At 33.2% G+C, this 23,277-nt stretch carries 14 protein-coding genes and 2 tRNA genes; 8 read left to right on the top strand and 8 right to left on the bottom strand.

Features of this window, described 5'->3' with window-relative positions; all coding sequences use genetic code 11:
• Positions 1-1,118: 1,118 nt before the first annotated feature.
• From MW871_RS02235 to dnaE, 7 genes are all read right to left on the bottom strand, one after another.
• Positions 1,119-1,195, bottom strand: a tRNA-Asp gene (locus MW871_RS02235).
• Between the two features lie 235 nt (positions 1,196-1,430).
• Positions 1,431-1,504: transfer RNA gene (locus tag MW871_RS02230), tRNA-Asp, on the bottom strand.
• 86 nt (positions 1,505-1,590) lie between these two features.
• Positions 1,591-2,529, bottom strand: a complete 939-nt coding sequence (locus MW871_RS02225; RefSeq protein ID WP_248427402.1) for a DUF58 domain-containing protein — start codon at positions 2,527-2,529, stop codon at positions 1,591-1,593.
• The gene (locus MW871_RS02220; RefSeq protein WP_248427401.1) at positions 2,526-5,096 is read right to left on the bottom strand and encodes a M1 family metallopeptidase; all 2,571 of its coding nucleotides are present in this window, start codon (positions 5,094-5,096) and stop codon (positions 2,526-2,528) included. Before MW871_RS02220 ends, MW871_RS02225 begins: the two co-directional genes overlap by 4 nt.
• Before the next feature lie 82 nt (positions 5,097-5,178).
• Complete coding sequence (gene trxA / locus MW871_RS02215; RefSeq protein WP_072945763.1) at positions 5,179-5,496, bottom strand: thioredoxin; 318 nt, start codon at positions 5,494-5,496, stop codon at positions 5,179-5,181.
• 314 nt (positions 5,497-5,810) lie between these two features.
• Positions 5,811-6,767, bottom strand: coding sequence for an outer membrane beta-barrel protein (locus MW871_RS02210; RefSeq protein ID WP_248427400.1), 957 nt, complete (start codon positions 6,765-6,767; stop codon positions 5,811-5,813).
• Between the two features lie 175 nt (positions 6,768-6,942).
• Complete coding sequence (gene dnaE / locus MW871_RS02205) at positions 6,943-11,493, bottom strand: DNA polymerase III subunit alpha (RefSeq protein ID WP_248427399.1); 4,551 nt, start codon at positions 11,491-11,493, stop codon at positions 6,943-6,945.
• Positions 11,494-12,146: 653 nt separating this feature from the next.
• Between dnaE and leuC the strand changes: the two genes are divergently transcribed.
• The 7 genes from leuC to leuB all read left to right on the top strand — a co-directional run bounded on the left by leuC (position 12,147) and on the right by leuB (position 21,681).
• A complete protein-coding gene (leuC, locus tag MW871_RS02200) occupies positions 12,147-13,541 on the top strand; it encodes a 3-isopropylmalate dehydratase large subunit (RefSeq protein ID WP_248427398.1) in 1,395 nt (464 codons plus the stop codon).
• A gap of 197 nt (positions 13,542-13,738) precedes the next feature.
• Positions 13,739-14,335: a 3-isopropylmalate dehydratase small subunit gene (leuD, locus tag MW871_RS02195; protein WP_248427397.1), complete on the top strand. Its 597-nt coding sequence runs from the start codon at positions 13,739-13,741 to the stop codon at positions 14,333-14,335.
• Between the two features lie 338 nt (positions 14,336-14,673).
• Positions 14,674-16,194, top strand: coding sequence for an alpha-isopropylmalate synthase regulatory domain-containing protein (locus tag MW871_RS02190; RefSeq protein WP_248427396.1), 1,521 nt, complete (start codon positions 14,674-14,676; stop codon positions 16,192-16,194).
• A 73-nt stretch (positions 16,195-16,267) separates the two neighbouring features.
• The gene (locus MW871_RS02185) at positions 16,268-17,566 is read left to right on the top strand and encodes a M48 family metalloprotease (protein ID WP_248427395.1); all 1,299 of its coding nucleotides are present in this window, start codon (positions 16,268-16,270) and stop codon (positions 17,564-17,566) included.
• A gap of 24 nt (positions 17,567-17,590) precedes the next feature.
• Positions 17,591-19,075, top strand: a complete 1,485-nt coding sequence (locus MW871_RS02180; RefSeq protein ID WP_248427394.1) for a DUF6770 family protein — start codon at positions 17,591-17,593, stop codon at positions 19,073-19,075.
• Positions 19,076-19,107: 32 nt separating this feature from the next.
• On the top strand, positions 19,108-20,574 hold the full coding sequence (locus MW871_RS02175; protein WP_248427393.1) for a DUF6770 family protein: 1,467 nt from the start codon (positions 19,108-19,110) through the stop codon (positions 20,572-20,574).
• A gap of 45 nt (positions 20,575-20,619) precedes the next feature.
• Positions 20,620-21,681 (top strand): 3-isopropylmalate dehydrogenase, encoded by a 1,062-nt coding sequence (leuB, locus tag MW871_RS02170; RefSeq protein ID WP_248427392.1) that lies wholly within the window; start codon positions 20,620-20,622, stop codon positions 21,679-21,681.
• Between the two features lie 190 nt (positions 21,682-21,871).
• Here leuB and MW871_RS02165 read toward each other — a convergent pair whose 3' ends face one another.
• A complete protein-coding gene (locus MW871_RS02165; protein ID WP_121924530.1) occupies positions 21,872-22,234 on the bottom strand; it encodes an RNA-binding regulator in 363 nt (120 codons plus the stop codon).
• A gap of 474 nt (positions 22,235-22,708) precedes the next feature.
• Here MW871_RS02165 and MW871_RS02160 point away from each other — a divergent pair, with 474 nt between their 5' ends.
• Entirely contained in the window at positions 22,709-23,266 is a 558-nt protein-coding gene (locus tag MW871_RS02160; protein ID WP_188049482.1) for a 30S ribosomal protein S16, read from the top strand.
• Positions 23,267-23,277 lie beyond the last annotated feature (11 nt).

The raw sequence follows: 23,277 nt of genomic DNA, 5'->3' as shown, positions 1-23,277 counted from the left end.
TTCTAAAACTTTCGCTTTATTTTTGATCCGATTTTCATTATTTAAGTAAGAACTTATGCGCCATTGCGGGTGCAAAACTACAACGTTTATACCGTTATGCAAGCTTTTTTAATCACTTTTTTTTAACCTTTTACTACTGTTTCATTTAAAGAGCTGAAAATCTGATTTTTGAATGTGATATTTTTTTTCTAAACATCTACTCCACTCTTCTAAATACAATCTAAAAAAGGGTTTTATCCTCTTTTATTGGCTTTGTACATAACATTTGCTCTTTGTAATCTTACTTAAAGCTACCTATTACATATAGTGTAGTCATTTTAAAAGCTTCTATCTTCTTTAATTATTGCTATTCTTACCTTATATATAGGTACAGCGATACTAGAATTTACATCAACACCGTTTTGATACCTATATATAGGTAGGAGTTTCTTCTTTAGCCACAATCAAATGTCAATATAATATCGCGCTAGGATTGCTATTGTTATATTATATATAGGTAACACCATACTACCATTTATAAAACCGCTGTTTTTTTACACCTATATATAGGTAGGTATTTTTTTTCTTACCTATATATAGGTGTAGTAATCCTATTGAGCAGACTGTGATCTAGAATAGTAAATTGTTTGTTACGCCTAACCTCTTCTAAACGGCTGAGAAAAACAAAATCGCGTTAGGGATAGCAGCGGAAAGCCCACAGTTAAGTGAAGTATAACGGAACTTGACGAGGACTTGAAGCGAATAGCCCGACCCATTCTAAAAAAGAGGCTATAACCGAACTCGGATATAGCCTCTTTTTTAGAATGGGAAACGCCAAAAGGAAATCAATCGAAACGAATGGCTTTTAAAGAAAGTATACTTTCTAAAATCCCAACTGAAAATTGCCGTTAATCACGATTCGACAAACTAGATCCTAAAGAATCATAAAATAATGGATAGTAATCTCGAATTTGAGGGTTTTTTAAATTAATTTAAAGAATCCCGATTTTTAGAAATCAAATTAACCACTTTAACTCTAAAAGACTAAATAGCAAGTGCAATGATTAAATTTCAACATTTGATAGAAATATATTAAACAAAAAAAGTCTTTCTGTTACGAAAGACTTTTTTTTTAATATTGGCGGTCTGGACGGGACTCGAACCCGCGACCCCATGCGTGACAGGCATGTATTCTAACCAACTGAACTACCAAACCAACATTATTTAACTTATATTTTTTCGAAATTTGGATTTTGTTAAATTATATTACTACAAAATCGAATTCCCTTCTTTTTAATCAAAAAAGCTATTCGCCGAAGCGAAAAGCTTTTCATTGGTCTAACTACTAAACCCGCTACGAGTTACAAATTCGTAGCAAACAACACAACTAACGTTAAAAACCTTATGGGGCAAAAAAGCCTTTCTGTTACGAAAGGCTTTCCCCAATATTGCGGTCTGGACGGGACTCGAACCCGCGACCCCATGCGTGACAGGCATGTATTCTAACCAACTGAACTACCAAACCTCTGCGTTATTGCGGTGGCAAAGATACAATAGATTTCCGTTTACGCAAGCCTTTTTTTAAAAAATAATTAATAAATTTTTAATGTTTTAGCCAAAGTTTTGTTTTTCAACTAAGTATGTCGTCATTATTTTTTCAAAACTTTCCTCTACACTAACAGGAATGTACTTAATTCTATTCTGAGAACAGGTTAAAGCTAACTTTTTAAAGTATTTTTCCACCTCTTTTTCGTATTCTTCCTTCACATTATCGGCAAAAACAGCTACTTCTTCTGAGGTTTCTACATCAATAAACTTTCTTGGTGCATTATCAAAGTCAAAACTTCGCTCCGTTTTAGCATCTATAACGTGAAATAAAACAACTTTGTGTTTATTATGTTTTAAATGTTGCAAAGCACTAAACAACGCTTCGTCTTGTACCGCGTTAGTTCCTGACTGAAACATATCCGTAAATAAAATAATCATAGAGCGTCGGTGAATCTTCTCGGCTATTTGATGCAAAAAGGTAGTAGTATGTGTCATTTTATGATTAAAAGGCTTTTTAAGCAGGTTTTCTAATGCATTTAATATCATTCTATGATGGCGATCACTCCCTTTTTCAGGCGCATAGTATTCATATTGATCCGAGAAAACACTAAGTCCAATTGCATCACGTTGCTTTTTTAATAAATTCATTAAAACTGCAGAAGCTAATACTGAGAACCCTATTTTGTTATCAAAAAAATTTTGATTTTCTTTTAGCTTTGGATAATGCATTGACGATGAGTTATCAATAATAATATGACATCGTAAATTGGTCTCTTCCTCAAAGCGTTTGGCATACAGGCGATCCGTTTTGGCAAAAAGCTTCCAATCAATATGTTTGGTGCTTTCGCCAACATTATACACTTTATGCTCCGCAAATTCAGCAGAAAAGCCATGAAAGGGACTTTTATGCATTCCTGAAATAAAGCCTTCGACCACTTGATTTGCTAATAATTCTAGATGTTGAAAACTGGAGATTTTCTCTATTTGGGATTCGATTTTCATTCTATTTCCTTTTTAATTTCCTGAGCGCGCGCTAAATTATCAGTAGCCTGCAATAATTTTCTCTTTAGAATTGGACTGAAATTAGGGTTTTCTTTCAAAAAATCACTTACGATTTGGAAGGCTTCTACAGAGGAATATTTACCCACACTGTTAACCAACCAACCTTTTGGAAAAAATATATCTCCTGTAAGTTGTACTTCTTCTATTAAATCTAAACACTCTTTTAAATATTTTTTTGAACTATCCTGACGCAATGGATGATGAATATTTGCCAAAGCTATTTGTACCCAAGCTTCTTTTTCTCTATTCTTTTGCAGTTTGAGTGATTGCATAAAAGAATCTCTAACAGTTACATCATTAGACAATGAGGGAAGAAGAAAATCAAAACGTTTTTGTTTATCCGAGCTTGTTATTGCTTGTCTCGTTTTATACAATATGCCATCTGATTTATCATGCTGATATATTGCTAAATCCATAGCCGAATTGGTGTAGTCGTCTTCGTTTAACTTGAGATTTGGAATGTTAACTTCTTTATTCCAAATTTGATATAACTTTTCTTTACCCGATTTAGAGTAAGCGACATTTTCAAACAAACCAAATAATGTCTTTTTGATATTCGAAGGTAAATCAGCTTGCAATCTGTTATAAATCAACACTTCTAATTCTGCTTGCGCTTTATTTTGTTGCTTTACAGTTAGAAAATCCCAAAACAATGTACTCAACTGATTGGACAACAACTTCACAATTAACTCATTTTCCTCTACCGCAATTGCTTTTGAAAAACTATCAAAAGCTATTAAGGGTTTGATTTTGCCAATTAATGTGGTTTCATAGATATTAATATAACTATAAGCTCTAGCTACTTCGTCCTTTGTATTTTGAATTGCATCAATATTTTTAGTATCAACTGGAAAAACACCATAACCTAAACCGTCATAATTGTAAATAATAGAGACTGGTTTTATCATACCAATTGCTTCAGCAACATTTGTAATCCGATCTTTTACATTCACCTTAATAGTTTTGATAGCATCAGGATATACCAATCCAATTTCAAAAATTTGTGGCCATACGTTCTGCGAACCGTCTTCGGCTTGTTGCTCAATTAAGAAATTCTTTATCTCACCAGTTTCACCATATTCAATTTGATCCTTAAATAAAGCTCTACCCGATTGATTTACCCAAACATCACTCCATTTTTTTATATTAATTGGAGTTTCATGGTCTAAAATTACTACTAAATTTTCCCAATCTGCATTTGAGTTTGCATATTTCTGTATGTATTTCTGAATTCCTTTTTGAAATACTTCTTTTCCCATCGTTGCTTCTAATTGTCGCATCATAATAGGAGCTTTATTATAAATGATGTTTCCATAAAGAGAACCTGCATCTTTAAGATTCGCTAAGTTCTGACGAATAGGATGCGTTCCTTTGGTTCGATCTTCGTCATACGCACTAGAGTAATGTGTTGCCAAAAACTGCAACTTGTGATTGATTTTTGGAAAAGCTGGATTCATTATTTTATCGGCCATAAAATTAGCAAACACTTCCTTCATCCACACATCATTAAACCATTTCATAGTGACCAAATCGCCAAACCACATGTGTGAACTTTCATGCGCAATAAGCTTTCCTCTACTTAATTTTTCGCTATCCGTTGCGCTGTTGTCCAAAAACAACTTCGATTCTCTATATTGAATCGCACCTACATGCTCCATGCCACCATATTGAAATACTGGAATTGTAGCAAAATCCATTTTTTGGAATGGAAAAGGATGTTGAGTATATTTTTCTAAAAAGGAAATCGATTGTCGGTGCAAACTAAAAATAGCATCTGTACTCTCGCTAATTTTTTCGTTATTACTTTCTCGATACAACATCGTCATCGGAAAATTATCTAAATTCTGAGAAACACTTTTAAATTCACCAGCGACAAATGAAAATAAGTATGTGCTCATGCTATCGGATTTGCCAAACTGGTATTGCTCAAAATCTCCTTTCTCTATTTTATTGATTAGCGGAGCGCCAGCTAAAACAGACCAACCTTTTGGTGCCGTTATAGAAAGTGTGTAAGTAGCTTTTATATCAGGCTGATCAAAACACGGAAATAAAGTACTTGCTCTATCTGGAACCAATAAAGTGTATAAAAAATCATAGTTTCTATTTAATGATAATTCTCCTGCTATAAAATCAACCTCAACCCTATTTTTACCTTTTACCAAAAACTCTTTAGCTATAATCAAATGCTCTTTTTCGTGAATAATAGCAACTGTTTTTCCATTGACTACAACTGATTTTAGATTTTCTTTCTTTTCATTAAAATCTAAATACAAAGACTGCTGAGTATTGGTAAGATTTAAATTCAAAACAAGATGCGATAGAATAGGGCTTTCTTTCTCTTTCGGAATAGCAAATGCTAAATCATAAGAAACGGCAGACACTTGGCTCTTGCGATAAGTTGCTAGTTCTTTAGAAATTCCAGTTTCTAAAGTTACAGTAGTTTTCTTAACCGATTGACAGGAATAAAATACTAAAACAAAACACAATACAAACAAATTGATTTTCATTACAACAGAGATTGGTGTGGGTTAAAAATAAGAAAAGGCTTGACTTTCGCCAAACCTTTCTATATAAATTATAATCTACCGATTACAACAAAGCGTCTAAACTATCTGCGTAAGTTTGTTTAGGAGCAACTCCTACTTGTTTTCCTACTACTTCTCCGTTATGAAAAACCAATACTGTTGGTATGTTTCTCACTCCGTATTTTGCAGCAAATTCTTGGTTTGCATCAACATCTACTTTCCCAATTACTACTTTACCTTCGTATTCAGTACTCAATTCGTCAATGATTGGACCAACCATTCTACAAGGTCCACACCATGCTGCCCAAAAATCTACCATTACTGGTTTGTCTGATTTCAAAACTACTTCTTCAAAAGTAGCATCTGTTATTGCTAATGCCATATTGTTTTTTTTTAGATTTTAAAAGTCCTGAGCGCGTTCAGAACTTGGATACAAATTTAGAAATTAAAAACAAATCAAACACTATTTAAAAATTAGTTTTGATTATAAGTGTATTGTCATTCTTTATAAAAAATGTTTTTTAAATCTATTTATTCAAAATTAGGAGCTATTCCTGCTCTACGCTATATCTTTTAGTATCTTATTGCTTGTTCCTCGCAACAAGATACTAAAAGGATGCCGCTTCGATCAGGGCTAAAAAAAAGAGGTTGCCAAAAGACAACCTCTTAAATATATTGTTTAAAACAAGTATTAGATTATAGAGTGTATTTCAAACCTAAAGTTAAACCTAAACCTGAAATACCAACATAAGAACTTAGTTCGTCAGTTGGTTTACTTGAATTAAAACCAGTAGCGTTGTATTCTTGATTATTAGAACTTCCGTTTAAACGATCTACGTAATTAGAATGAGTGGCTGAATAAGAAGCTTGTCTGTAATTAGTATTAACATTAAGTTTATCAACACCATTCTCAGTGTAAATTTCTGTTTCTTTAGTTTTACCATGAACAGTGAAGTTACGGTATTCCAATTCAGCATAAGCAGAAATATTTTTACCTAACTTGTAAGATGTTCCTAAAGCAGACATAAAACCAAGAGTTGGATTAGGCTTAACAACATCTTTAGAATATGCATCAGTATTGGCAACCTTATTAGTCCCAACAAAAGTTGAGTAATTTCTATCTGTTTCAATATCTAATGTACCATGCACTGGAACAATTACACCAACTTTAGTATAAGGTTCAAAACCTTTATGTTCTCCTAAAAATAAGACAATTGCTGGAGCAAGGTCAAAAGCTGTAATTTGACCATTTGCAGCAAAACTAAGATAAGTTGCAGCAGTAGTTGCAGGATCATATTTCACTAATCTGTCAGTTGTTTGAGCCATTGTTTTATCATTACTAGAATAGTAATTAATACCCATTTCTACCCCTAAACGAGTATTAAAGCGGTAACCTGCAGTTAAGCCAGTTCTAAAACCTTCTCCAAAAGATCCTGTTACACTTTCTCTTGAAGCTAATTTATTAGACCCAACACCTCCAACATAAACATCTCTGTTGGGCAATTGTCCACCAACAACTGGAAATTCCGTAGCTGCAGTTTGTGTAAAGTAAGATCCGCCTAATTTAAAATACCAGCTTTCTTGTTTGTCAGTTTGCCCCATCATAGTCAAAGAGCAAGCCATAAATCCTAATAAAAAAAGGTTCTTTTTCATAATTTTATTTTTTGTTTAACACAAATTTAATTAATTTCACTCATAGCGCATCTGCATTTACTAAATAAATACACACATAAAAACAAATTAATATGCATGCATATTAAAATCAGCTCTTTAGGTCGAAAAAATTAACATTTACAACTATAAATAAAAGAGCTATTTGCATTTAAAATTAATTTAATTTGAAATTTATTTGCATTTTTTCTAATTCTAATAACAATTCATTAGAAATATTAATTTTTAATTTTCTGCTTGGCATTGCTAATTTAGTAACAACTTTAATCTCCTCAATTTCTTCTACTTTTGCCTTAACTACAGCATTTGAATTTGTCATAATATCAGCTTCAATTTCAGAATCCTCATTCTCCTCCACAAAAACTTCTTCGTCATTTTCTATTTCTGGAGCAGCGACTTCAACAAGCCTTTTCGTTTTTTCGATTTCCATCACTTCAAAAGAAACCGTATTATCTCCTTTATTTTCCTGAAAAAGACGACTTAGTTTATGAATAAATTCTGCTTCTAGATCATTTATATTCAATAGTAAAATTAATTTCTTAGCAAAAATACTTAGTACATCTTGCAACTGTTTTGCATCCGTAAATTGCATTCTTGGTTCTGATTTTTTACCTGTATCTCTGTTTACCCATCCGTCTTTTATCAAAATTTTAAAATAAACAAAATTATTAGGAAGCAAATAGCGGTGAAAATTTAAGTATTCTTCATTAAATATTTTAAACTCAAAACTTTCATCAAAACCTTCTAGATTAAAAATCGCCCATTCCTTTCCGTTTTTAGCAATACGTCTTTGTACATTAGAAACTATACCTCCAAAAGCAAGTGTTTTGCCTACATGAGCTTCCATATTTTTGAGCGCTTCCAATTTAGAATTACAGAAATACTTCATTTCAAATTTAAAATCATCCAAAGGATGTCCAGAAATATAGATTCCAACCACCTCTTTCTCTTTCGCTAGCTTTTCCATAGTACTCCAGTCTTCGCAAGGTGGCACAACAGGTTCCTCAATTTGTACATCGCTGCTTTCGCCAAACAAACTTACTTGAGATGAATTTTCATTTTCTTGGTATTTAGAACCATATCGAATCGCTTTTTCGTAAAAAGTAATTCCGTCGCCATCATCATGAAAATATTGGGCTCTTGTTGTGTTTCCAAAAGAATCAAAACCACCCGCTAAAGCTAGATTTTCAATTGCTTTTTTATTGGCGGCACGCAAATCAATTCGTTTGGCTAAATCAAAAATAGATTTGTATTTACCATCTTTTCTGTTTTCTACAATAGTTGCTACTGCTCCAGAACCTACACCTTTGATAGCGCCCATTCCAAAACGGACTGCATAATCGTCATTTACAGTAAATTTATAAAAAGACTCATTTACGTCTGGTCCTAAAACCTGCAATCCCATTCGCTTACATTCCTCCATAAAAAAAGAAACTTGCTTGATATCACTCATATTATTAGACAAAACTGCCGCCATATATTCCGCAGGATAATTGGCTTTTAAATAAGCGGTTTGATACGCAATCCATGCGTAACAAGTCGAGTGTGATTTGTTAAAGGCATATTCTGCAAAGGCTTCCCAGTCTTTCCAAATTTTTTCTAGTTTATCTTCGGCATGACCTTTGGCGGCAGCTTGATTGATAAATTTGGGTTTCATTTTATCCAAAACATCTTTTTGCTTTTTTCCCATCGCTTTACGTAAAACGTCAGCATCACCTTTAGAGAAATCGGCTAGTTTTTGGGACAAAAGCATTACTTGCTCTTGGTAAACTGTAATTCCGTACGTATCTTTTAATAATTCTTCGCACGCATCTAGATCATAAATAATCTCTTCTTCACCATTTTTTCGCTTGACGAAACTCGGAATATAAGCAATTGGTCCCGGACGATACAAAGCATTCATGGCAATTAAATCCGGAAAAACCGTCGGCTTTAATTCCTTCATGTATTTCTGCATTCCTGGACTCTCATATTGAAAAATTCCCACCGTTTCTCCACGTTGAAAGAGTTCGTATGTTTTTAAATCATCAATAGGAAACGTATCCGGATCAAGATCGATTCCAGTTCTATATTTTACTAATTTAACAGTATCTTTTATCAAAGTCAGGGTTTTCAAACCCAAGAAATCCATCTTCAACAAACCGGCACTTTCTACCACCGAGTTGTCAAATTGTGTTACATACAAATCTGAATCTTTAGCAGTAGCCACAGGAACAAAATTCGTAATATCGCTTGGCGTAATAATTACTCCACAAGCGTGAATACCAGTATTTCTAAGATTTCCTTCTAAAACTTTAGCTTGCTGAATGGTTTCTCCACCTAGATCATCTTCACCGGCAAGACCAATTAATTCTTTAATTTTATCGTATTCCTCTGGACGAACTGCCTTTTTAATTACATCTTCCTTTTCATTTAAAAAACGAGCTAAATTCCATTTAGATGGCATCATTCCTGGAATCAACTTGGCGATTTTATCTGCTTCAAATAAGGGTAAATCTAAAACTCTCGCCGTATCTCGAATGGCAGATTTCGTCGCCATTTTACCATAAGTGATAATTTGTGCCACTTGTTTTGAACCGTATTTTCGAATCACATAATCCATAACGCTGCTGCGACCTTCATCATCAAAATCGATATCAATATCGGGAAGGGACACACGATCGGGATTCAGGAAACGCTCAAAAAGCAGGTTGTACTTTAAGGGATCTATATTCGTAATCTTCAAACAATACGCAACAACTGAACCCGCTGCAGAACCACGACCGGGTCCAACAGAAACTCCCATGCTTCGTGCCTCAGCAATTAAATCCTGTACAATCAGGAAATATCCAGGATAACCAGAATTCGAAATCGTTAATAATTCAAAATCGAGTCGTTCTTGAATTTCTTCTGTGATCTCTGCATATCGTCTTCTAGCACCTTCAAAAGTAAGGTGTCTTAAATACGCATTTTCTCCACGAACTCCTCCATCTTTTGCATCTTCAGGATCATTGAACTCTACTGGAATTTCAAATTTCGGAAGTAAAACTTCTCGAGCCAAGTCATAAATTTCAATTTTATCTACAATTTCTGCTATATTAGAAATTGCTTCTGGCAGATTAGCAAAAAGTTGCTTCATCTCGTCTCCCGACTTGAAATAATATTCCTGATTCGGCAATCCGTATCGATAACCACGACCACGACCTATAGGTGTAGTTTGCTTTTCGCCATCGCGCACACAAAGCAAAATATCGTGCGCATTCGAATTTTCCTTATCTATATAAAAGGTGTTGTTTGTAGCAACAATTTTAACATCATGTTTTTTAGCCAATGAAACTAAAGAAGCATTTACTCGATTTTCGTCTTCTTGATTGTGACGCATCACCTCAATATAAAAATCATCTTTGAATTCGTTCTTCCACCAAATTAAGGCTTCTTCGGCTTGATTTTCACCAATGTTTAAAATCTTATTTGGAATTTCTCCATACAAGTTTCCAGACAAAACGATAATATCTTCCTTATACTGCTGAATTACTTTTCTATCAATTCTTGGAACATAATAAAATCCTTCTGTATAAGCGATCGATGACATTTTGGCTAAATTATGATAGCCTTTTTTGGTCTTCGCCAAAAGTACTATTTGGTAGCCATTATCCTTGACCGACTTGTTTTTATGATCATCACAAACAAAAAACTCACAACCTACAATCGGTTTCATCGTAACTTCTGTAGGTTCCTCACCATTTTCGATTGCCGCTTTATTTTTGGCTTCAGCCGCTTTATTATGGTATAAAATATCACGCACAAAGTGAAAAGCGCCCATTAAATTGGCGTGATCGGTCATGGCAACAGCAGGCATTTTTTGTTGTGCCGCCGCTTTGACTAATGCTGCAATACTAATGGTAGATTGCAATACTGAGAATTGGGTATGGTTGTGTAAGTGCACAAACTGTGTGTCTACCAACACTTTTTTATTCTCCGAAAGCTCTTTCTTTGAAACCGCTGGTTCCTGTTTCTCTCCAAATTGCTGACGAATTTTATCCGAAGCCGCTTTGAGATTGATATGTTTTAAACCAATTAGCTTTATTTCGGAAGGATTTCTGTTTTGAAAGTCTTTGAAATAACCTGGCTCCACATCAAGTTCTTCCTTTGTGAAAATTTCACGTCTTATTAATTCTAGAAAACAACGCGTAGTTGCCTCTACATCGGCAGTAGCGTTGTGCGCTTCACCAAAAGGCTTATTGAATAAATAACTATGTAATTCTGTAAGTGTTGGTAATTTGAATTTTCCACCACGACCTCCAGGTAATTTTAATAAAGAAGCAGTAACCTCCGTACAGGTATCCAGAATTGGCATGGAACTCATTTGGCTTTCTACTCCCAATCTATAGAATTCACAACCCATAATATTGATATCAAAACCTAAATTCTGACCTACAATATATTTGGCTTTGCCTAAAGCGATATTAAATTTCTCTAAAACTTCGGCTAAAGAAATTCCTTCGGCTTCGGCCAATTCTGTAGAAATTCCGTGAATACGTTCGGCATCATAAGGAATATTAAACCCTTCTGGTTTAACCAAATAATCCTGATGTTCGATGAGCTTCCCCATATCATCATGCAACTGCCAAGCGATTTGAATACAACGTGGCCAGTTGTCTGTATCAGAAATAGGTGCGCCCCAACGCTTAGGTAATCCTGTAGTTTCGGTATCAAAAATTAAGTACATAGCTGGAATTGAAGTGATTGTAATTATTTAAAATTACAAAAATTGAATTTCAAATTTAGGTTATTTTTAGACAAAAAACAGAAACCAACTTGTTAATAAAGAAAGAAAAAATACACTGTCTCTTTTGTGACAGATTCTCTGATGTTTTTTAAATCTCTCGACAAAAAAACATACACTTTTAAACCTTGAAAAATAACTATACTATTTTTTCTACAATCTGGATGTCGTAAAATAAAGTACTCGAAAAATAGATTAATAATACAATATTCAAAAAATATCAATGTAACGTAATGAGAAAATATAGAAATAAAAATGACTAAGAATTATCTAATCAAAAAGTGTTTTATTATTAATTTATCAAAAATTTTATTTAAAACAAGTCTAATTATAGCAAATCTCTAAATTTTCAAACAAACACTACATGCCAATAAAAGAAAAAATTCTAGTAATTAAAGACAAAACAAAAAGCATCACAAAACAACATAAATTAAAAAAGCATCTCTAATACCACGTAAAATTAGTTTGGGTATCGTATATAATCAATAATCGAAATTTGCTGCTTTATGTGTTTTTATAAATTTGTTTTTATTACTACAATTCCATAAAATAATTGGGTTGTAAAATCAAGAAATACACTTAAAAAAACAGTTAAAATGAGTACTACATTATTTGATAAAGTATGGGATTCGCATGTGGTGCGAAAAATTGATGATGGACCAGATGTATTTTTCATTGATCGCCATTTTATTCATGAAGTTACGAGTCCCGTTGCTTTTTTAGGTTTAAAAGAAAGAGGAATTACCGTTTTGTATCCGGAGCGCACTTTTGCTACTGCCGATCACAACACACCAACTATAAATCAACATTTACCTGTTGCAGACCCTTTATCAGCGAATCAGCTGAAAGCATTAGAAGATAATGCTGCCGAATACGGCATTTCGCATTGGGGATTAGGACATCAAAAGAACGGAATTGTTCACGTTGTTGGACCTGAAAACGGAATTACATTACCCGGAGCAACAATCGTTTGCGGAGATTCTCATACCTCGACACACGGTGCTTTTGGAGCGATTGCTTTCGGAATTGGAACTTCGGAAGTAGAAATGGTACTAGCCACGCAATGTATTATGCAACCTAAACCAAAGAAAATGCGGATCAACGTAAATGGAACTTTGAGTAAAGGTGTTGGTCCAAAAGATGTTGCTCTTTACATTATTTCTAAACTGACCACTTCTGGTGGAACGGGATATTTTGCTGAATACGCTGGAAATGTTTTTGAAGACATGTCTATGGAAGGTAGGATGACGGTTTGTAATTTAAGTATCGAAATGGGTGCTCGTGGTGGAATGATTGCTCCTGACCAAAAAACATTCGATTTCCTTGAAGGACGATTATATGCTCCAAAAGGAGAAGCGTGGATCAAAGCAGTTGAATACTGGAAAACTTTAAAAACTGATGCTGATGCAATTTTTGATAAAGAATTAAACATTAAAGCAGAAGATATCGAACCCATGATTACTTATGGCACAAATCCGGGAATGGGAATTGGTATCTCAAAAAACATTCCAAAAGCCAACCAAGTAGAAGGCGGGGAAGAAACCTATAAAAAATCATTAGCCTATATGGGCTTCGAAGAAAATGATGTCATGATTGGCAAACCAATTGATTTTGTTTTCTTAGGAAGTTGCACCAACGGACGTATTGAAGATTTTAGAGCTTTTACAGAAATTGTAAAAGGTCATAAAAAAGCAGATAATGTAACCGCATGGTTAGTTCCCGGTTCACATGTTGTTGAAGCTCAAATAAAAGAAGAAGGTTTACTAGACACTTTAACAGCAGCAGGTTTTGTATTACGTCAGCCAGGTTGTTCAGCTTGTTTAGCGATGAACGATGATAAAGTTCCTGCTGGAAAATATGCAGTAAGTACTTCAAACAGAAACTTTGAAGGTCGTCAAGGTCCGGGTTCAAGAACCTTATTAGCAAGTCCAATTATGGCAGCAGCAGCGGCAGTTACAGGAAAATTGACCGATCCAAGAGAGCTTTTTTAAAAGATTTAAGAATGTAGATTAACGATTTTTGACCCGAGCGCTAGCGAATTGGCGTAGCATTTCAGATTTCGTTAGAATACTAAATTTTTTATTAAAGTGACATTTTACAATATATTACATAAAAAATAGCGATTAAAAATAGGTCTCTTCGCAGAAATCAACAATCTAAAATCGTTAATCTAAAATCTAAAATTCCCATGGCTTACGATAAATTTAATATTCTTACCAGTAGCGCAGTGCCGTTACCAATAGAAAACGTAGATACAGATCAAATTATTCCAGCTCGTTTCTTGAAAGCAACAGAGCGTGTCGGTTTTGGAGATAATCTTTTCCGGGATTGGCGATACCATCCAGATGGATCGAAAAAAGCAGATTTCGTTTTGAACAATCCAACTTACTCCGGAAAAATTCTTGTTGGCGGAAAAAACTTTGGCTCGGGTTCTTCTCGTGAGCATGCTGCTTGGGCGGTTTACGATTATGGTTTTAGAGCCGTTGTCTCCTCTTTTTTTGCTGATATCTTTAAAGGAAATTGTTTGAATATTGGTGTTTTGCCCGTTCAAGTAAGCCCTGAGTTTTCTAATAAAATTTTTGCTGCAATTGAAGCTGATCCTAAAACAGCATTCGAAATAAACCTTCCTGAGCAAACAATTAAAATACTACAAACAGGGGAAACAGAAACGTTTGACCTCTCTGGTTATAAGAAAGAAAATATGATTAATGGTTTTGATGATATTGATTATCTACAAAACATAAAAGAGGAAATAGTAGAATTTGCGGATAAACTGCCGTACTAAAAATTACAAAGCAGCACTATTTACTATCTATCTCTTGCCTTGTTGACTAATAAATTGATTGCTTTTTAAAAATAACAAATCAATTATAAAGGAATAAATAGTGGTGTTTTATTACTCAATAAAAATAATAAATCTGGATTTGTTATGCTGTTACGAGCTCGCGTGAGGGATTGCAGTAGAAATCCTTTTTTATAAAATGCAGCCTTTCGGCAAATTTTATAAAAAAGATTGTAGCGGAAAGCCCGACAGCAATAAAAAACGGCTAACGATAATGTGGCTTTTGCCGTTTTTTTATTGGTGACACGCCCCAAAAAAAATAAGTCAATACGAAAACCATAATGGAAAAAAGAAAAATTGAAATAATGGATACGACACTTCGAGATGGGGAACAAACCTCTGGAGTTTCGTTCTCGGCTGCAGAAAAACTAACCATTGCGCAATTATTACTCGAAGAATTAAATGTTGACAGAATCGAAATTGCTTCGGCACGTGTTAGCGAAGGCGAATTTCAAGGTGTAAAAGGTATTATGGCGTGGGCTGAAGAGAAAGGATATAGCAATAGAATTGAGGTTTTGACTTTTGTTGACGGTGGCCTTTCTATTGAATGGATGAAGAATTCTGGAGCTAAGGTTCAAAATTTATTGACGAAAGGCTCGCTAAATCATTTAACGCATCAATTAAAGAAAACACCCGAACAACATTTTGAGGAGATTGCTCAAACCATTGCATTGGCTCAAGCAAATAATATTGACACTAATGTTTATTTAGAAGACTGGAGCAACGGAATGCGTAATTCACCGGAATATGTTTTTCAGTATTTAGATTTTTTGACGCAACAACCAGTAAAACGTATCTTACTTCCTGATACTTTAGGCGTTCTTATTCCTTCAGAAACTTTCAGTTTTATTTCTCAAATAACGACAAGATATCCTGATACTCATTTTGATTTTCATGCACACAATGATTATGATTTAAGTATTGCTAATGTGATGGAAGCTGTAAAAGCGGGGATAAATGGTCTTCACGTAACGGTAAACGGGATGGGAGAACGTGCTGGAAATGCTCCTCTTGAAAGTACTGTTGCGGTTATCAATGACTTTATGCCAGAAATAGAAATGAGTGTAAAAGAGTGTTCTTTGTACTCTGTGAGTAAATTGGTAGAGACATTTACAGGCTATAGAATTCCAGCTAACAAACCTATTGTTGGTGATAATGTTTTTACTCAAACAGCAGGAATTCATGCGGATGGCGACAACAAAAACAATTTATATTTTAATGATTTGCTTCCTGAACGCTTTGGCAGGCAACGAAAATATGCATTAGGAAAAACATCAGGGAAAGCCAATATCGAGAAAAATTTGCAAGAATTAGGTTTGCAGCTTAATCCCGAAGATTTGAAATTAGTAACACAAAGAATTATAGAATTGGGTGACAAAAAAGAAACCGTTACCAAGGAAGATTTACCTTATATTATATCGGATGTTTTAGACAGTCAGACTTATCAAGAAAGAATTGTAGTTGAATCGTATATTTTATCTCATGCAAAAGGAATGCGCCCTTCGACCACTTTGTCTTTAAAAATAGAGGGAGAAATTATTGAAGAACACGCGCAAGGAGACGGACAATTTGATGCTTTTATGAATGCTTTAGCCAAAATTTATAAAACCAAAGATTTAGAATTACCAAAATTAATTGATTATGCTGTTCGAATCCCGCCAGGAAGTAGCTCTGACGCATTGTGTGAAACTATCATTACATGGACAAATAAGGGAAAGGAATTTAAAACAAGAGGACTAGACTCTGACCAAACCGTTGCTGCGATTGTTGCTACACAAAAAATGCTAAATGTAATGTTGTAGCAAAAATCTTAATTAAATTTTAATAAAAATAAAACATTAGTATATTTGCGCTCTTAAATTCTAAATTTAACAAATGAAATACTATTTTTTTACTACTCTTTCTATTTTATTATTTATTTCAGGTCACGCCCAAAATTATACTCCATTTGATACGACTTCCTTTTCTAAACGTAAACTTTTTATCGAAGAATTTTCAAATCGTCATAAATTAAAGATTAAAGAAATTAAGAAAGCTTATTCTGGTAATACGAGTAAAGAGATTCAAGAAAGTTATAGCAACCAATTTGAATACATAAAAAGAAAAATTGACAAAAAAGAACTCTACTTTGATGATAAAATACAAAGCTACATTGATAAAATTGTTACCGAAATCATCAGCAACAATCCTGTTTTAGCTGATAAAAAAATCCAGGCTTATTTTTCTAGGAATTCAGAACCGAACGCTTTTAGCATAGGAGATGGTACTATTATTTTTAATTTGGAACTTTTAAAATATTTAAATGACGAAGCAGAAATAGGATTTGTTTTGTCTCACGAAATAGCACATTATGTTTTAAATCATCGGGATACTAGTATTCAAAAATCGATCATTGCCCAAAATAGTGATGAAAATAAAAAGGCTGAAAAAGAGATTAGAAAATCAAAATACAACAAACAAACTAAATCGGATGCACTTGTAAAAAAATATGTGTACGACGGCAAGTACAAATCTCGTTATCATGAATTTCAAGCTGATTCATTGGGATTAGTTTTCTACAAAAACACCAATTACAATTCTGCCTCAAGTGTTGATTTATTAAAACATCTTTCTAAAACAGATACAGAAAGAGATAGTTTAAGTAGAAAAAGTTACGTTAAAAATTTTACTACCAAAAATCAACCGTTTCTTAAAGATTGGATTGTAATGGAAGATTTTTCTAAATACAATTATTCAAAAGATCATATTTTTAATTGGAATATCGACTCGCTAAAAACCCATCCGAATTGTGATGAGCGAATAGAAAGAATAAGCAGCAAAATTGGAACGAAGAAAAAAGATTTTTATACTGATAAAATATTCTTTACTGACTTAAAAAAAAGAATTGAATACGAGCAGATCTATAATGATTATTACATTGAAAACTATGGAGAAAGTTTGTACAATTGTTTGAAACAAAAAGAAAAAGATCCAAAAAACATTTTCTTAAATAAGATCATTGCCGCTAATCTAGAAGCGTTGGCTAAAGCAAAAAAGGAAATGAGAATAAACACTTATATTCCATCTATAAATCCCAAAGCACACACTAAAAGCCAGCAATACTATTACGGCTTTATGTCTAACTTGACTTTAAGCGAACTTACCCAATTAGCAACTGACTATAAAAATCTATAATCCAAAATTACTTTAATCACAATTATGAAAAATACTTACTTATTCTTTCTTTTCCTTTTAAGCACCGTAAGCTTTGCACAATCTTACGCAATATTGAATTCAGCTGATGGAGAACTAATGACTTTTAAGCCAATTTACGATAAGGAATCGCTGTACGGATATGTCGAGGTTCGAAAAATGAATATAGACGAACAGCGCAATGTCACCTTTAAATATATTGTATTAGATGTAAACTTTAATAAATTATGTAGCGGAGATCTTGTAGAAAAACAATCTCCCAAGGCAACCAAACGCGATTTAAATGATATTAGTTTTAATAATGGTTACTTACGTTTTGATTTCACGGAACGTGTATACGCATTAGGCTCCTATCAATATTCCGCACAAAATATAGATTATTTCTTTAAGACTTATCAAGTGGTTGACATTAAAGAAAATGTCATTGTAAGTAAAGGAGTGTATAATACCGAAGTTCAAGATTTTACTTTTAAAAATAGAAAAAAAGATAACTATGTCTATACTACTTACGATTTACAGAATACTGGCTTTTTAATCGAAAAAGATGATTTTTATGATTTAGGTAAGCCAAATGAAAAAGATACTTATTATGCTGTAAATTATAAAAATGAAAAAATCTGGGAATACAATAGCACTCGTTCATTCAAAAAATATATTTTAAATTATTCCGTTTTCAGTACTTCAGAAAAGTACATCGTACTGAAAGGTTACTTTTCAAAAGGATCAAAGAAAGCAGATATTCATTTTTTGATTTTAGATGCTAAGACCGGAAAAGAGTTACTTTATTTACCGCAAACAAGTAAATATACTATCACCAGCGAATACATTTATTTATTAGATGAAAAACTATATACAGGCGGCTGTTATTACAAGAAAGATAAAAAAGAACAATATAATTCTGATGAATCTTTAGGTATTTATCAAACCGTAATTGATCTTACAAAAAAAGAAGTGATTCAGGATAAATATGTAGCTTACAGTGAATTTCCTAATCTAAAAATAAACAAATACGGAAAGGTTCGAGGAGAAGGATATTTAAATTTCCAAAAAAGAGGAATAAATACGGATGGCACTTTCTTAATCTTAGCCGAGTCGTATTGGCAAAAAAAGACGTACCGCGCCTATACCAATCTTTACACTTTTTCATTGGATAAAGATTTTAATCCTACTAAAACTGTTGAATATGATGTGAAACGAACTAGAGGATATAAATATGATTTTACTCAAACTTTACCAAATAAAACCGGTAGAGCTTATTTCTTTTTTGACAAAAACGACGATAAAGATTTGGAATTAAACATCTTAAATTACTACTATAAATCTAAAAAAGAAGTCATTCAAAAAATACCAATCACCAACGATGATAGTGTAATTTCTGTTTTTCCAGCAAAAACAGGTTATGTCGCAATTGCAGAATATTTTAAAAAACCCAAGAAAAGTGGTAAACATATGGAAATACGCTTGGAAAAACTAAACTATGACCGAGAGTAATCATAATAGAAAAAAAAACAAAAAATTACTTTATGAAAAAAATTATATTTCTATTTATTCTTATAACTCAATTTAGTTTTGGGCAATCCTACTCCGTTCTCAAACAAGCTGATGGTGATTTTGTTTCTTTTGATCCTTTTTACGAAAATACAGATTTATTTGGTTATGTAGAATTACGAGAAATGAATACAGATGAAAATTTAAATGTCGCTTTTAAGTATATAGTCTTAGATAAAAACATGAACAAAATTTGTTCAGGAGAAATAAAACAAAAAAAAGCAGACAACGCTAAAAGTACAAAGGTAATTTTAGATGACATTAATTATGCTAACGGCTTGCTTAGATTTGATTTTTATAATGTTTTTATAAGCGGATCTAGAAATTTTAAAGCCTATACCACACTTAATATAACAACAAACACAATTGTTAATACTGGTATTTACAATCCTGAAATAAAAGCAATATCAAAAGAATATAAAAACAATAGTAGGTCTTTATTTAATACTTCCTCTTTAGGTAAAAATGGATTCTTAATCAATGAGAGGAGACTATTTGCAAGTAATAAAGAACCATTTTATAATAAAATCCATGCCGTAGATACTAAAAATGAAACGATTTGGGAATTTACTAGTAGTCACGTTTTTAAAGATAAATATATTTTATACAAAACTTTAGCCACCGATGACAACTACATTTTGATGGAAGGTCACGCATACAAAGGAAATAACGACAACAATCATAAAATTGTACATTATATTGTTTTAGATTCTAAAACAGGTAAAGAATTACTTTTTGCTGAAGTTAGCGAAAAGTATACTCATATTTTTGATTATCATTTTATTCAAAATGGTCTACTATATATGGGAGGAAAATATTATGAAAAAAACAAAAACAATAATTACAATAGCCTAGCATCAATTGGCTTAAACCAAACCGTTTTTGATATTAAATCGAACTCCCTCTCAAGAGAAACTTACCTTCCTTATGAAAAATTTAAAGATGTAGAAATTAATAAAAGTGGAAAAGTGAGCAAAGAAGGTTATTTAACTTTTCAAAAAACTAGTTTAAACCCTGATGGGACTTTCTTCGTTCTCGCGGAGTCGTATTGGCAAAAAAGTAATTATCGTACCTATACTCAACTCTATACATTTATGATGGATAAAGACTTTAATCCTATAAAAACAGTAGAATATAATGTGAAACAGACAAAAGGATACAAATACGATTTCTCACAACGTTTACCAGATACAACTGGTAGAGCTTATTTCTTTTTTGACAAAACTGATGATAAAGATCTGGAATTAAACATCCTAAACTATTATTATAAATCTAAAAAACAAGTAGTCCAAAAAATGAACATCAGTAATGATAATAGTACAATTAGCATTTTTCCTGCAAAAACTGGTTATGTTGGGATTGCAGAATACTATAAAGATCAAAAAAAGCAAGGAAATTATATGGAAATACGCTTAGAGAAACTAAATTATGAGCGAGAGTAAATTCTTTACGACAAAAACTATTAACTAAACCTAAACTACACCAGCATGAAATTTAAAATAGCGCTTTTAGCCGGAGACGGAATTGGACCAGAGGTCATAAATGAAGCTGTAAAAGTATCTGATGCTATTGCAAAAAAATTCAATCATGAAATTATTTGGACACCTGCCTTAACAGGAGCTTGCGCCATTGATGCTGTTGGTGTACCTTATCCTGACGAAACTCATCAAATTTGTATGGCTTCAGATGCCGTTTTGTTTGGAGCCATTGGCCATCCAAAATATGATAATGATCCAACAGCCAAGGTAAGACCAGAACAAGGATTATTGTTAATGCGAAAGAAATTAGGTTTGTTTGCTAATGTACGTCCTACCTTTACTTTCCCTTCTTTAATCGATAATTCACCCTTAAAAAGAGAGCGTATCGAAGGAACCGATTTAGTCTTCTTAAGAGAATTAACCGGTGGAATTTATTTTGGAGAAAAAGGCCGAAGAGACGGAGGAGAAACAGCGTATGACAATTGTGTGTATACAAGAGCTGAAGTACAAAGACTAGCTAAGAAAGGATTTGAACTAGCGATGACACGTTCTAAAAAATTATGTTGTGTAGACAAAGCAAATGTTTTGGAAACTTCCCGTTTATGGAGAGAAACAGTACAAGCCATGGAGAAAGACTATCCCGAAGTTACCGTTTCATATGAATTTGTAGATGCAGTTGCGATGCGATTGGTACAATGGCCCAACACTTATGATGTATTGATTACAGAAAATTTATTTGGAGATATCTTAACAGACGAAGCCTCAGTCATTTCAGGATCTATGGGACTCATGCCATCAGCATCTGTGGGAGAACACACTTCATTATACGAGCCAATTCACGGTTCCTATCCACAAGCAACTGGTTTGAATATTGCAAATCCATTGGCGACAATACTTTCTGCAGCGATGATGTTTGAAGATGCTTTTGGTTTGAAAGAAGAAGCTGAAGCCATTAGAAACGTAGTTAATAAATCATTAGAACAAGGAATTGTAACAGAAGATTTAGTTGCTAAAGGCGTAAAAGCATACAAAACTAGCGAAGTTGGCGATTGGTTGGTTGCTAATCTTTAATATATATTTAAATTATAAAAGCCATTCGTCTACTCGGATGGTTTTTTATAAATTTCATTCTATCGCTACAAATCACGAAAGTGAGTAGAATTAAAACCGAAATAGTTTTAGCGAGACAAATTAAATTCATAGAAACAAAAAAGGTGTCAATTTGCATTGACACCTTTTTTTATAGTTGTAGAAAAAAATATTAATATCCTCCTCTGTTTCCACCACCACGGTTTTCTCCACCACGGCTGTTTCCACCACCATAACCACCGCGTGAATCTCCACCACGACTGTTATTGTTAAAACTTCTTCTTTCGCCTTCTGGTTTTGGCTCAGATTTGTTTACAACGATTGCACGTCCTTGAACAGTTGCACCGTTCAATTCGTCAATTGCTTTTTGAGCTTCGTCATCATTTGCCATTTCAACAAAACCGAATCCTTTACTTCTTCCTGTAAATTTATCAGTAATAATTTTAACTGAATCAACTGCTCCGTAAGCCTCGAAAGACTCTCTTAAATCTGCTTCCTCAATACTGAATGGAAGGCTTCCAACAAAAATATTCATATGTACTTATTTAAATAATACAACAAATGTAGTGCATTTAATTCGTAATCTACTATATATTAGCTTATTTATGATTTTTATTTAAATTCATACGAAAAACACAGCATCTTTAACAAAAAATTTAGAAAAACTATAACCATTAAAAAAGAACTATTGATGAATTTTATATATTGAAAAGTATAATTTAGCGTAACCAAGTTCTAAATTTAAGATCGCATTTATTAAATAGATCAATTTAAAATTAAGAGTGTAGGATTTATCAAAACGATTTAAAAAATCTAAATCCAAAAAAGACTTCTGTAAATAAAGTAAGAGTACTTAAAAATAAAAAGTAATATAAAAACAATACTTGATCTTTACTAATCAGCCCTTCATAATTAAAACACAGCACGAATTAGTAGATATCAATAAAAAATGTATCTTTGCACCCTTAATTAATCGAGGTCGAGTACCTCAAAATTTAATCACAAGATTATGTCAGTAAAAATTAGATTACAAAGACACGGTAAAAAAGGAAAACCTTTTTACTGGGTTGTAGCTGCAGATGCACGCTCAAAAAGAGATGGTAAATACCTAGAAAAAATTGGTACTTATAATCCAAATACAAACCCAGCAACTATCGACTTGAACCTTGATGCTGCAGTAAAATGGTTGCACAATGGTGCTCAACCAACTGATACTGCAAAAGCGATTCTTTCTTACAAAGGAGCTTTATTGAAACATCACCTTGATGGTGGTATCCGTAAAGGAGCTTTAACTCAAGAACAAGCTGACGCAAAATTGGCGACTTGGTTAGACGCAAAATCTGGAAAAGTTGATGCTAAGAAAGATGGTTTAACTAAAGCACAAGCTGATGTTAAAGCAAAAGCTTTTAAAGCAGAACAAGATGTAAATGCAAAACGTTTAGCTGCAGCTGCACAAGCTGAAGCAGATGCTATTGCTGCTGCAACTCCAGCTGTAGAAGAAGAAGTTGAAGCTGCGGCTGAAGAAACTCCTGCTACAGAAGAAAATAACGAAACAACTGAAGCATAATTTTAATAGCG

This window comes from Flavobacterium pygoscelis (assembly GCF_023162025.1).
GTDB classification, from domain to species: Bacteria; Bacteroidota; Bacteroidia; order Flavobacteriales; family Flavobacteriaceae; genus Flavobacterium; species Flavobacterium pygoscelis.
The sequence above is the reverse complement of the archived record's forward strand: the minus strand, read 5'-3'. Positions and strand labels throughout refer to the sequence as shown.